Here is a 13,155-nt window from a genome sequence, read left to right on the forward strand (position 1 = left end):
ATGGGCCAAGTGAAACAAGGCTTTGAACGGCAGATCATCCCAATCCCCGTTGACCGAATCCTTCCGACCCGATCTTTGGACAAAGATATAGAACAGACAAAAAAATACTTAACTATCCTAACTTCGATTAGGGAGTTGGGCGTTATTGAGCCGCTGGCAGTGCATCGACAGCAGACCAATGTGGAGGGGACCGCAGCTTTCGTGTTGCTAGACGGCCATCTACGCCTGCATGCACTTAAAGCGCTGGGCGCCACTGAGGCACTGTGCTTACTCTCAATCGATGACGAAGGTTTCACATACAACCGGCAGATCAACCGCCTAACGCCTGTGCAAGAGCACAAGATGATTCTCACCGCTGTGCGTAAAGGCATTTCCCCCGCCTTGATAGCAAAGGTTCTGGGTATCAATGTCGAGAGAATCCATGATCGACAGCGCATGCTCGATGGAATCGCACCCGAAGTAGTAGAAATGCTTAAAGTCAAAATGGTCAGCCAAGGAGTATTTCGCACACTGAGAAAAATGAAACCCATGCGCCAAATCGAAACCGTGGAGCTCATGGTATCCGCCAATTGCTTTACCCAAACTTACGCCGAAATGGTACTTGCAGCTTCACGGCCGGACATGTTGATCGAAAAAAAATCCAGGCTGTCCGCAGAGGTCAGCGTCGAGGAGCTGGCGAGGATGGAACGCGAGATGGAAAAGCTCTTTCACGATTACAAGGTCGTGGAGGACACGCTGGGGGAGACCATGCTGTTTTTAGTCGTTGCCAAGGGTTATCTCGCTCGTCTGCTGCGCAATGAAACCATATCGGGCTACTTAAAGCGTTGCCACAGCGAACTTCTAGATGAACTAACCGCAATCATGGAGGCAGTTAGCTCCGACGCAAGGAAGCCTGAGAGAGAGTGACGAACCGACATGGCGAGAAGATAGAAAGCTGGACCAACCACAGGAACGTGCCAATTACTTGGCAATATTCAGGACATTTTCTGATAGCTCGGGATAAACCTAGAGCATATGTCAGTAATTCCATACCTACTGTCTCAATGACTGCACTGGGCTGGTTGCCGGCTGGCATTCCTAGACAGAAATCTCTTGTCAGCAGTCTACAAACCAATTGTAAAACCGATATCCCGCAGCCACCGACACGGCGCAGGTTCCAAGGGCCAGTAGAGGCCACCGTCCCTCAACACCTAGCCACCACTGCACCTTGAACAAAAGCGCCCCCACAAAAACACAGGCTAGAATCCCCAAAGCCAGGCCAGCCAGCGCAAACATCCGTGCCTCTAACCTTGGTTTTCCACCGTGCCAGTTCTCACTCAGGCAAAAAGGACAATGATTCGACGAGGGTGAATAGCTCCAGAAACCACGGCTATATGTGGATCTCGGAACCATTGCTTTGCCACAGTTATAACAGGTAACCATTGAGTGTCTCATGTCGCACCTCAGATCAAATCAAAGTAGATGAACCCAAGGTGCATCACCGCGAAAGAAACCCAAGAACGTGATCAGATAGCTACCGTTCGCTCAGATCACCAGAGAACCGATTACTTTGCTACACGCGACAAGCTTCATCTAATGCCAGAATTGACTCGCATTGCGCTGCCGCAGAACGCTAATTCAGGACGCCAGTTCAACTCCCTTAATATCCGCTCATCGGAAATTGTTCACAGGGGGCATTTATGGGGGCACACGCAGAAATAATTTAAAAAATACCTTTTAAAAACATAACGTTACTGATAAAAATCTGATCCCCCCGGCTCCACCAAATAATCATCTAAAGACGTCCACGGACGTCTTTTTTTGTGCCTGAAATCCAGTGAATACGGGGGTTTCAGGGCTATTGGGGCTTTCGAAGTTTTTTGAGTTCCAGGCGGTTTGATATTCCCAATGGTATTCCCAATGGTATTCCCAACTCCCCAGCGCAAATGCTGGGAATACCAAAAGGTGTCAAGGACTACCTCTCATCTACGCCCCCTCCGACCGCCGCTCAAGGCAGTCAAACCAAAAGACCAGGACTACGCCCTCACCGATGGCAACGGGCTCCAGCTGCGAGCCAGGGTCAATCGCTCGATGGGCAGACATCGACGTCAACAAACGCATCTGGACCATCCCTGCGGAGAGAATGAAAAAGCGTCGTCTGCATACCATCCCGTTGACCGAACATGCACTCTCGCTATTGGAAACGCCTAAGCCCCTGCCCGCCTATGCCCTTCAAACAAAGCCCCTGGCGCAATTCACTCTTGTGCGGGGGTTCTGCGCAAAACCAACATCGCAATGAAAACCGCACCGACGCCCCCCACCGTGATCATCAATCCATGCTCGCTGATGTAGGACACTGTGGCCCCCGTGGCAATGGGCCCCAACACGCTGCCCAAGGTATAGAACATCGCAATGGCCGTCATGGCGGTGGACACTTGATGTTCTCCAACCCGGTCTCCCGCCTCGATCACTGCCAGGGTGTTCATGCCGCCAATGGCGCCTCCCCACAGGAACACGATAATCGTCGCCAACCACGGAAGCGGCTGGCTGAACGGAATGGCCAGGGTGCCCAACAACAGTATCAAGCCGCAGACTAATTGGCCGACTTTGTACGAACTGCGGTCGGCCATCCAGCCGATCGGCAGTTGCAGGACGGTGCCGCCAATGCCGAACACCGATATCAGCAAGGTGGCGGCGGTCAACAGATAACCGGCCGAGAGGCTGTAGCCTGCCAGGAACGATACGGATGAGGTTTCCGAAAAGCCTGCGATAAACGCGCCACACAACGCCGTGGGGATGACGCTGAACAACTTGCCATGGCGTTTTTCCGCCGGGGTTTGCGGTCGCGTATCGTAGCCCCTGAGGGTAAAGGCCAGCGCACCGGATAACAACACGATCACGGCACAGGCGTAGTAAGGCGCGGCGCTGCCGACGCCGAATACAACCAACAGCAGCGGGCCAACCGCAATACCCAGGCCCATCAAGGTCTCATGCACGCCGATCGCCCGGCCGCGCTCGTCTTTCGAGGCGACCGCGACGATCCACGTATCGCAGGCAATCCAGCGCAGGATCAAGCCAATACCGAGCACGAAGTTCAGCAAAAAAATCAGTACCAAATGGGTAGTCAAGGTCATGCCGATCAGCGCAGCAATCGTCAGCGCTGCGCTGAGGATATTCGTCTTGATGAGCCCCAGATGGGCCAGCAAACGCGGAACCCATTTGTAGAGCAACAGGATCGCCAACCATGAGGCACTGACAATCACCCCGATCTTTGCCGGCTCGACGCCTTGCTGTTCCAGCGAAAGCGACAGCAGCGGAGTGACGGTACCAATCTGCACGATCTGCGACAGGGCCGAGAGGGTGTTTATCTTGGTGAGCGCAAACCAGCGTTGTTTGTCGGTGTACTCAATACTGGCATTTTCCATTCGTGACCGACCTTGGCTAGACAGCGGTAAAGTGTTCGAACTGCCACGGGCAGAGCTCACCTTCGGGCTTGTGGAATAGAGCATTAATGGTGTCCAGAGGCGTCCAGTCGGTCTGGATGCCTTCGAGACTTCCGAGGAAGGGTAGAGCAATTTCCAGCACCCGACGATGATCCATCTGTTCCGGCTCGACGATCCCGCGGTCGGGGTCCCCTTTCCACTATGGTGACACTCACATTGATGCAACTACTTGAGACAGCTGGGCACTGTTACCAAGATTCTAATAAGTAATAGCTACGCCATGGATGTTTGCGGGCGTTGACCTCTGTGGCCCGTGGCGACGACTTAGTTACGCCAACTCCCGCTGTTAAATACCGCCAACACCCGTCCTCATTTCAGAGCAGAAACTCTCGCTGCTGCTGTGCGACGCACCCACGCGAATCGTGCACAAGCAGGTGTTTGTGCACTGTCTTTTCCAACCAAACGGTTGTCCTTTCGAACAAAGCGACGCTATTCCGTTCTGCCTAACTTTGACCTTACGGCATATCCAGCAAACTGCGCCGATGAGGTAGCCCATGCATCTTGAACAACAGCAAGTGACCGACGACTTCAGGTTGCTGCATATGCGCGACCTGGCACCTGAAGAGTTCGTTTCGTGGCTGCTCGAGTGGGGGGCATGTGCACTTCGGGCTCGGCAGGCGAGTGCCGCAGGTAAACCTGAGCGTGTGCCTGATCCCAAAATAAAGTGTTCGAATACATCAACTTCCATCAGCAGACAGGGATGTTTCGCGACGCACTACCGGCACGAAGCTGAAAGTAACCTGCACCCACTTCATCACATTCAATAAGCCGCAGCCTGTGACCCGAAAAGTTCGCACAGCCGCCCTATGCAAAGGAACTCCATAATGAAAAAGGTACGTCTGCTGACACTCACCACTGTATTACCGGCACTTCAAGCACAAGCTATCGAAGTGGCTCCTGGAGACTACGAGCAATATCCGGTAGGCGCCACCATCGGCGTCATTTACTACCAACACTCCACGACAGACTCGGCGTATGCAAACGGTCACAAAGTCAGTTCGGACTTCAAACTGACCTCCGACGTCGGCATCCTGCGTTTGCTGCATGTGTACGGGTTGACCGACACCGTCACAATCGATCCGCAATTCCTGCTGCCATTCGGGCACGTTTCCAGCGGCGGAGATGCTTCAACGCTTGGCAATACGAATGGCGTTGGCGACCTAACGCTGGCAGCCCCGGTCAGGTTAAGACTCAACGACGCCCGTGACACTCTTAGCTTCACACCCTACCTGTTCGTACCCACTGGCAACTACGACAAAGACGATCCGCTGAACATCGGTGAGAACCGCTGGAAATTCGAACTACAAGGCGCTTACGTCAAACACTTCACTCAACAATGGGCCATTGACCTGGTTGGCGGAGCTACCTGGTATGGCGATAACAATGACTATGGCGCCAACGCAGACCGGCTCAAGCAGAAGGTTTCTTACGCTACACAGGTGATGGGGCGCTATATGCCCGATGCCACAACGGCGTTCGCCTTAGGGTTCGGGCATCTCTGGGGCGGGGAAACCCGCGTCGATCAAGTCAACCAGAATAACGAAATCGGAACCACAAACTTCCGTGTGACAGCAACTAAGTTCTTCACCGCTAAAGACCAAATCCAACTGCAACTGGGCAAGGACCTCTCCGTAGATAACGGGACCAAGGAAGACTTTCGAATGAACTTGCGTTACGCGCACGTTTTTTAAGCGCCTGTCCCTCTAGACCAAATGGTTGGCGTTGCTAACCAAGCGTGTGCCCGACGGCAGACCTAACCTCGATACTTCGTAAGCCCTTGCAACCTTATCAACCGCGCCGAATCCGGCATTGAGCCAACAAGAATCGCCCTCACACGAAACGGAGAAATCGCATCATGACCGATCAGCAACCATCTATTGAACAACAACCCTCCCTCTATACACGTCTTGGTGGTTATGACGTTATTTATCAGTTCGCGGGCGCAGTTTTAAGGAAAACAATGGCACATCCTGTCATTGGCCACATTTGGGCGCATATGTCCGAGTCGACTTTCCAAAAGGAACATATCAACTTTGTCGACTTTCTTTCCCAACACTGGGGGGGCAGCGCCAAATATCGCGGGAGAGACATGGTTACCGCCCATCGTGGCATGGGACTTACCGAGGAGCACTGGCAAGCCACGCTCGATTGTCTGGAGGAGTGCTACAACGACTACGACCTGGCGCCGGAGCTACGCAAGGAGGTCAACGACTTTTTGGTCAAGTTCAAACCCGCCGTGATCGGCAGCCCGTCCTATCGAGACGTGGTTCTCGCTCACCCTGAAATGGACCCGGCCAAGGGCATGAAAAGCGTTGGCGTTATCTGGCCCAAACACGGCAAGTCCGCTGAACAGGAAACCGTCCCCAAGTTGGAACAGTAAGCCTGCTCGGCCACATGAGCATCGATACCCCCTGGGGCGAAGCAGTCCTGCTCAACCAAGTGCCGCTCGGTCACTGGCGCCAGCTTAGGACCAGGCCCCGCAGCGGCGAGCCTCTCGAACAGTCAAATGATCAGAAAAAGACGTCCACGGGCGTCTTTTTTTGCCTGAAATCCAATAAATACGGGGGTTCAGGGCTACTGGGGCTTTTCAGATTTTTTGAGTTCCAGGCTGATGGCCGTGTTGAACGGGGCAATCTGGCGCGCCTCGTCGATGCGTAAGCCACTCGCAGCTCACGAAAGCCTTTCAATCCATTGTCTCGGTGCCCGTACGGCCGAAGACCTGCGCGAGATGGCCGCGCCGTGGCGGATGGAGGACCTGTTCAACCTCACGCTTCGGCTGACTCATCGATTCATCCAGGATAAGCAGGCGATTTTCCGCGAGCGGATCGCTTCTAAAGGCTGGCTCTAGCGCGGACTTTGTTGTGCCTCGCTTAACCCGACAGGCCGTATAAAATTGTTTTTCTAAATCATTCTCAACAATAAAAATAGCAAGTTAGCCAACTAACTACTTTCAAACACTCGTCCAAATAGACAATCATTCCGCCCCCATCGCTTAAACAGCAAACCCACCCACAATTTTATTTTCACATATATTTTACATTCCCCTACATATGCTAATGTCATTACGACATCAACGCTGTTCAGCCAGGTTCAAGGAGTGTGTATGACCGGCGTATTGGCATCCGTTAACAGCCGCACCCAACTGGTCGGTCAGAACCGGCTTGAACTGCTGCTATTCCGTTTCAACAATCACCAGCTGTATGGGATCAACGTATTTAAAGTCCGGGAAGTTATACGCTGCCCGAAGTTATCATCGATACCAAAGTCTAATAGCAACATTTGTGGCGTCGCCAACATCCGAGGTGTCTGCATTCCTATTCTTGACCTGGCCATGGCCACTGGGTTGCCCGGCGTCGAGGATCAGGAAAGCGCTTTTATAATACTTACGGAGTACAACAACCGCGTTCAGGGTTTTCTGGTCTATGCGGTCGAGCACATCGTCAATTTGAACTGGGAAGACATCCATCCGCCCCCCAAGGGCAGCGGCGAGAACAATTACCTGACTGCCGTTACACGCACGGATGATCGCCTGGTCGAGATCATCGATGTGGAAAAGGTGCTGACAGAAATCTCGCCATCCTCCGAGGAAATCTCCAGCGGCGTGGTGGAACACGAGGTCAGCCAGCGGGCTAAGCACCTGCGGGTGCTGACCGTGGATGACTCGATGGTCGCGCGTAAGCAAGTGACCCGCTGCCTGGAGACCGTGGGCGTCGAGGTGGTGGCCTTGAACGATGGGCGCCAGGCGCTTGATTACCTGCGGGCCATGCTCGACGAGGGGCGCAAGCCGGAGGAGGAGTTCCTGATGATGATCTCCGACATCGAAATGCCAGAGATGGACGGTTACACCCTGACCGCTGAAATCCGCCACGACCCGCGCATGGCCAAGCTGCACATCGTGCTGCACACCTCACTCTCGGGCGGGTTCAACCAGGCGATGGTCAAGAAAGTCGGTGCCGATGACTTCCTCGCCAAGTTCCGCCCCGATGACTTGGCCGGCCGCGTGGTCTCACGAATCAAGGCGGCCACCCCGAACTGACGCTTTACGACAACAACACTCAAGCCAAGGAGGCTGTAGGGAAACGAATAAGAACAAAATGACAGAGGGCTAATCATGTTGAAATGCAATGAGCTCTACCACCTGACCACCGGCAGTGAAGAAAGACCGTTCTGGAAGGACCGCGCGAATGAAGCTCAGCCTGATATCCAGTGCGCCATGGGCTGTGGCGCGCAACCTTCCGATCCGGGGCCGCAACCAGACTCAGGCCTGCCGCAAGAAACGCTGACCGCAGCGATTTCGACCACCCCCACCAGCATGAAAGACGAGCTGGCCGCCGCCCAGGAAATCTGTTCTCGGGCCAAGACCGCCGTTGTCGAGATGTTCAGCCACGCCCGCATGGGCCGCTCCCTGGAGCTCGAACAGGTCGGCGCGTTGGTCGACGACATTTCTGCTTCGATCGCACGCCACCCCAATGCCTTTATCAGCCTCGCACGCCTTAAAAGCATCGACGATTACACCTATATGCACTCGGTCGCCGTGTGTGCCCTGATGATTGCCCTGGGTAATCAATTGGGCCTGCCGGCGCCATTGATTCGCCGGGCGGGGCTGGCCGGGCTGCTGCACGACATCGGCAAAATGGCCATCCCGGGCGCCATCCTCAACAAGCCGGGGCGCTTGAGCGGCGACGAATTGCAGCTGGTTCGCACCCATCCGCTGGAAGGTGAGAAAACCCTGGTGGCGACAGCGCAGATGTGCGAAATGGTCGTGGACGTGTGCCTGCATCATCACGAAAAAGTCGACGGCACGGGCTACCCCCATCAACTGGCGGGAGAACAAATCAGTCTTTTTTCTCGAATGGCCGCGGTGTGTGACGTCTATGACGCGATCACCTCGGACCGTTCCTATAACCAGGGTTGGGACCCTGCGGTCGCCATCCAGCAAATGTCGACCTGGGACGGGCATTTCGATGATGAGGTATTCCGGGCATTCCTGAAGTCCGTGGGTATCTACCCCGTCGGTTCTATCGTGCAATTGAAAAGCGGCAGTATTGGCGTCGTCATCGAACAACATGCCGACTCATTATTGACGCCAAAAATAAAGTTATTCTTTCTTCCGGTTTTAAATATTTACATAACCCCCCGAATAATCGACTTGAGTGATCCGGCACAAACCGACCGAATCATTGCGCGGGTGCCCCCGCAGCGCTATGGCTTTAAAAATACCGAGCGTTTATGGCTCGACGATACCGCTCACGAACAGCACTGAACCAATAAGCTGTACCGCATATATCTATGCGTAAGCAGCCCATGATTAAGCGTTAAGCCTTGCGTGCAAAACAACACTCGAATACCGACATCCCATTATGTTGGTAACTACTAGCACGGGCAGGAAATACCATGAAATTCAACTCATTGCAGACGCGCATATGCTTCACCGCCGGACTCTGCCTGTTTATCTCGTGCGCGAGTCTGGTCTTATATGGGCTTTATTCCTCGAATGCCAACCAGGCCTATGTGGGCACTGAAGTTTCCGCATTGATTGAAAGCGCCACCATCCGTGAAGTGCAAAACCTCGCGGAATCCCGCGCCAACGTCATTAAGGCAAAGTTGCAGAATGCCTTGAATGCCGCGCGCGCACTGGCTGATGTGCTGGGGGCAAGCAAGGCTGCACAAAGCCCGTTGACGCTGGGCCGGGATCAAATCAATACGATGCTACTGAGCGTGCTCAAGGACAACCCCGACTTCAACGGCACCTATTCGTGCTGGGAACCGGATGCGTTGGACGGCCAGGATCAGGCATTTCGTAACAACGAGGGTGGTAACAACCCGTTGACCGGCCGTTTCACTCCTTATTGGACGCGCAGTTCGGATGGCCACATTGCCGTGCAGCCACTGGTCGAGTATGACTCCGATGCCCGTCATCCCAACGGCGTGCCCAAGGGCGGCTGGTACTCGGGCCCTCGGGATACCCAGAGGGAAAGCGTGCTGGACCCGATCCCCTACGTGGTGCAAGGCAAGAATGTATGGCTGACAACCCTCTCGGTGCCGATTACCGCGAACGGCAAGTTTTACGGGGTGGTGGGTGCTGACTTCGATATCTCGTTCATCCAGAAACTCAGCGAGCAGATGTCCGCCGACCTGTATGGCGGCAACGGCTCCGTATCGATCCTGAGCCATCAAGGGTTGGTGGTGGCTGACAGTAAACGGCCGGAACTGATCGGCCAACCGCTGAAGACGCTGCTGCCCGACACTTGGGACAAGGTGCTGGCCAATGTGCAGAAAGGCCAGGGGGACAGCCGACTCAACCAGGACTCCCAGGAAATCGAAGTGCAGATGCCCATCACCCTGGGCCGCAGCGAAAAACCTTGGGCCATCCTGATCCACTTGCCCAAGGCAGTGGTCATGAGCCAGGCCATAGCCCTGGAAAAGGAACTGCAATCACGCGGCGTCAAGAGCAGCATCTGGCAGGTGTCGGTTGGCGTGGCCATTTCCCTGCTGGCGCTGCTTGCACTGTGGTTTGCCACTGCGAAAATCGTCGGGCCGATTCGTGAAGCCGCCGCCTTGGCCGCCAACATCAGCCTGGGGGACTTCTCGCGTCGTCTGGTGCAAAAATCCGAAGATGAAGTCGGCCAATTGTCCTTTGCCTTGAACGATATGTCGGAAAGCCTGCAACGCCAGGTGCGGGTGGCCGAACGCATCTCCGAAGGAGACCTGGACCTGGAAGTGCGCCTGTCCTCGCCCAACGACACCTTGGGCAAATCCCTGGAGAAAATGGTCGGCAACTTGAACGCCTTGATCTCCCAGGTGCAGGCCAGCGCCACGCAAATCACCGGCAGCTCGGCGCAGGTCACCGAATTGAGCCAGTCACTCTCCGACGGAGCCTCCAACTCGGCGTCATCCATCACCGAAATCAGTGCGGTCATGACCCAAATGGCAGCGCAGACCAGCGACAACGCCGCCAACGCCAAAAAGGCCGATGAGCAATCCCAGGCGTCGCGTGCCGACGCGGGGGAAAGTGACAAGCTGATGAGTGAATTGATTGCAGCCATGGCCGAGATCGACAATTCGGGCAAGGACATCACCGCCATCATCACCACCATCGACAACATCGCCGCCCAGACCAACCTGTTGGCCCTGAACGCTGCGATCGAGGCGGCACGCGCCGGGGAACTGGGCCGCGGTTTCGCCGTGGTCGCCGACGAGGTCAGGAGCCTGGCCGCCCGTAGCGCGGAAGCAGCCCAGCAAACAGCCGCGCTGATTGCCGACTCGTCGACCAAGACCCAGCGCGGCATGGTGATTGCCGGTCGTACCGCCGACTCACTGAGGAACATTGTCAGCGGTACCAGTGCTGTCTCAAGCCTGGTGTCGCTGATCTACCAAGCCTCCAGTGAACAGGCGTCCGGTTTGCAACAGGCCAGTATCGGCCTGGAGCAGATCGATGAAGTCACCCAGCAGAACCAGGTCAATTCCCAGCAATGCGCGGTGGCTGCCAGGAACCTGTCAGAACGGGCCAACTCCATGCAGCAAGGGTTGAGCCGCTTTAAAGTCAAAGCCTCGTAGCACCTGCAACGGCGCCAGGGGGGCACTGTTCCCCTGGCCCGATACAAGAAACTCCGTCCCTATTCATGAAATATTAAGATTTGCCTCCCTATACTCACCGATTGCGCGCCGTTCCCCCGAACGGCCACTGCTCCGGTAGCCCGCCCCATGACGCGTCCCGTTCCTCTGCTACTCCTGCTGGCTGGTCTGTTGTTCTTCTTTGCGCTGGGTAACCATGAATTGCAAGGCTCCACCGAAGCCCGCGTCGCCGGGATCGCCATGGCCATGCATTTGGACAATGATTGGGTGGTGCCCCGGCTGTTTCGCGAGCCCTTCCTGGAAAAACCACCCCTGAGCCTTTGGCTGGACGCCGGGGCGATTCGCCTGTTCGGCGGCACGCCTGGGGCGGTGCGCCTGGCGTCCGCGTTTGCCGGATTGTTCAGCGTGATGCTGCTCTACGGGATGCTGCGCAAGTTCGGGCGGCCGAAAACACTGGCGTTCTGCGCGGCGTTGATGCTGGCGACCATGGCCAGTTACTGGAGCAATGTGCGTGGGGTGGGTGAGGATGCCTTGCTCAGCCTGGGCGTGACCACCGCACTGCTGGCGTTCTACCAGGCGATGCGCCCCGAATCCGAGCGGCCAGGCTCCACAGCCTGGGCTTGGGCGTTGTTTACCGTCGGGATGGCAATCGCCACCCTGAGCAAAGGCGTGCTGGGCCTGGCGATGCCCGGCATTGTGATTTTTGTCTACCTGGCCAGCACCAGCCTGATGGACAAACGCCTGCGCATCGGTGATTGGCTCCGCCCGGCGCTGTTCACCTTGCTGGCATTGGTACCGTTGCTGATCTGGCTGGGCTTCCTGTTCCAGCGCGGCGGCATGCAGGCCGTGGGCGAAGTGCTGTGGACCAACAGCGTCGGGCGGTTCAGCGGCTCGTTCGTCGAAGCCGGGCACTACGAACCCTTCTACTACTACCTGGTGAAACTGCCGGAAGCGTTTTTGCCGTGGAATATCCTGGTGTACCTGGGCCTGTGGCACTTTCGTAAAAGCCTGGTGCGCAACCGTTACCGCCTGTTCTTCAGCGTGTGGCTGGTGGCGCAATTCACGCTGCTGACCCTGGCCTCAAGCAAACGCACGGTTTACCTGATGGCGTTGACGCCGGCCGCCGCAGTGCTGGCGGCGGAATATGCGCGAGTGCTGCTCGAATGGCTGAAGGCTAACAAGCCGGCGCTGTACCAACACCATCGGCGCGTGGTTGGCGGGGCCTTCACGTTGCTCATCGCCTGCTACCTGGGCGCTGCATTCTGGTACGCACCCAAGGCTGACGAGCGCCAGTCATTCGTGCCGGTGATCAGTCAGATCCAGGCACTGCAAGCCGAGGGTAAAGAGGTGGTGTTGTTCCAGCCCAACGAGCGGATCGACGGGGCGAGTGTGTTCTACCTGCAGGCTTACTTGCCGATCCTGCAAACCGAGCCGCAGCTGCGCAGTTACCTGGCCGCCAAACCCGGCAACGTTGCGCTGCTGGATCGCACCGAGCAACTGAGCGGCAAGGTGACGGTGATCAAGGAGATGGCAATCAATCGCCAGCCTTACTACTTCATCGAGCAGTAAGGCCGGCACGGGGCATCAGTGCTTGGTGAGTTTGTCCAGGTAACCCATGGCAAACGCCGAGACCACGAAGGTCATGTGGATGATCACGTACCACATCAGGTGCTGCGGATCGACGTTCTTGGCGTCCATGAAGATGCGCAGCAAGTGGATGGAGGAAATCGCCACGATGGAAGCCGCCACTTTCATCTTCAGCGACGAAGAGTCCATGGTGCCCAACCAGTTGAGCTTTTCCTTGTTGTCATCGATATCCAGCTGCGAGACGAAGTTCTCGTAGCCGGAAATCATCACCATCACCAGCAAGCCGCCGACCAGGGCCATGTCGATCAACGACAGCAGCACCAGGATCAGTTCGGACTCGGCCATCGAGAACACGCTCGGCAGCAGGTGAATCACTTCCTGGAAGAATTTCAGCGCCAGCGCCAGCAACCCCAGGGACAAGCCGAAATAGATCGGCGCCAGCAGCCAACGCGAGGCGTACATAGCATTTTCGATAAAGCGTTCCATTGGTTCTCACACAGCTTGGCTAGAA

General features: G+C 55.9%; 10 protein-coding genes and 1 pseudogene. 9 read left to right on the top strand and 2 right to left on the bottom strand.

Features of this window, described 5'->3' with window-relative positions; translation table 11 throughout:
* Both QU606_RS30845 and QU606_RS30850 read left to right on the top strand, forming a co-directional pair.
* Positions 1 to 906, top strand: coding sequence for a plasmid partitioning protein RepB C-terminal domain-containing protein (locus QU606_RS30845; RefSeq protein WP_304997960.1), 906 nt, complete (start codon positions 1 to 3; stop codon positions 904 to 906).
* Between the two features lie 1,102 nt (positions 907 to 2,008).
* A pseudogene (locus tag QU606_RS30850) lies at positions 2,009 to 2,194 on the top strand (hypothetical protein); the annotation flags it as partial.
* 40 nt (positions 2,195 to 2,234) lie between these two features.
* On the opposite strand, the gene QU606_RS30855 reads toward QU606_RS30850, so the two are convergent.
* Complete coding sequence (locus tag QU606_RS30855; RefSeq protein WP_304997961.1) at positions 2,235 to 3,404, bottom strand: MFS transporter; 1,170 nt, start codon at positions 3,402 to 3,404, stop codon at positions 2,235 to 2,237.
* Positions 3,405 to 4,306: 902 nt separating this feature from the next.
* Between QU606_RS30855 and QU606_RS30860 the strand changes: the two genes are divergently transcribed.
* The 7 genes from QU606_RS30860 to QU606_RS30890 all read left to right on the top strand — a co-directional run bounded on the left by QU606_RS30860 (position 4,307) and on the right by QU606_RS30890 (position 12,626).
* Positions 4,307 to 5,173: a transporter gene (locus tag QU606_RS30860; protein WP_024077478.1), complete on the top strand. Its 867-nt coding sequence runs from the start codon at positions 4,307 to 4,309 to the stop codon at positions 5,171 to 5,173.
* Between the two features lie 164 nt (positions 5,174 to 5,337).
* Entirely contained in the window at positions 5,338 to 5,862 is a 525-nt protein-coding gene (locus tag QU606_RS30865) for a group 1 truncated hemoglobin (RefSeq protein WP_024077479.1), read from the top strand.
* Between the two features lie 231 nt (positions 5,863 to 6,093).
* Positions 6,094 to 6,330 carry a nucleotidyltransferase family protein gene (locus QU606_RS30870; RefSeq protein ID WP_304997962.1) on the top strand — a complete coding sequence of 79 codons (237 nt, stop codon included), beginning with the start codon at positions 6,094 to 6,096 and terminating at the stop codon, positions 6,328 to 6,330.
* Positions 6,331 to 6,585: 255 nt separating this feature from the next.
* The gene (locus QU606_RS30875; RefSeq protein WP_024077482.1) at positions 6,586 to 7,518 is read left to right on the top strand and encodes a chemotaxis protein CheV; all 933 of its coding nucleotides are present in this window, start codon (positions 6,586 to 6,588) and stop codon (positions 7,516 to 7,518) included.
* A 75-nt stretch (positions 7,519 to 7,593) separates the two neighbouring features.
* Positions 7,594 to 8,745: an HD-GYP domain-containing protein gene (locus tag QU606_RS30880; protein ID WP_277378763.1), complete on the top strand. Its 1,152-nt coding sequence runs from the start codon at positions 7,594 to 7,596 to the stop codon at positions 8,743 to 8,745.
* A 131-nt stretch (positions 8,746 to 8,876) separates the two neighbouring features.
* Positions 8,877 to 11,039 (top strand): methyl-accepting chemotaxis protein, encoded by a 2,163-nt coding sequence (locus QU606_RS30885; RefSeq protein ID WP_024077484.1) that lies wholly within the window; start codon positions 8,877 to 8,879, stop codon positions 11,037 to 11,039.
* 147 nt (positions 11,040 to 11,186) lie between these two features.
* Positions 11,187 to 12,626, top strand: a complete 1,440-nt coding sequence (locus tag QU606_RS30890) for a glycosyltransferase family 39 protein (protein ID WP_304997963.1) — start codon at positions 11,187 to 11,189, stop codon at positions 12,624 to 12,626.
* Positions 12,627 to 12,641: 15 nt separating this feature from the next.
* On the opposite strand, the gene QU606_RS30895 is transcribed toward QU606_RS30890, so the two are convergent.
* A complete protein-coding gene (locus QU606_RS30895; RefSeq protein ID WP_024077486.1) occupies positions 12,642 to 13,130 on the bottom strand; it encodes a TIGR00645 family protein in 489 nt (162 codons plus the stop codon).
* Positions 13,131 to 13,155 lie beyond the last annotated feature (25 nt).

The organism is Pseudomonas sp. OVF7, assembly GCF_030644265.1.
Lineage (GTDB): Bacteria > Pseudomonadota > Gammaproteobacteria > Pseudomonadales > Pseudomonadaceae > Aquipseudomonas > Aquipseudomonas gorinensis.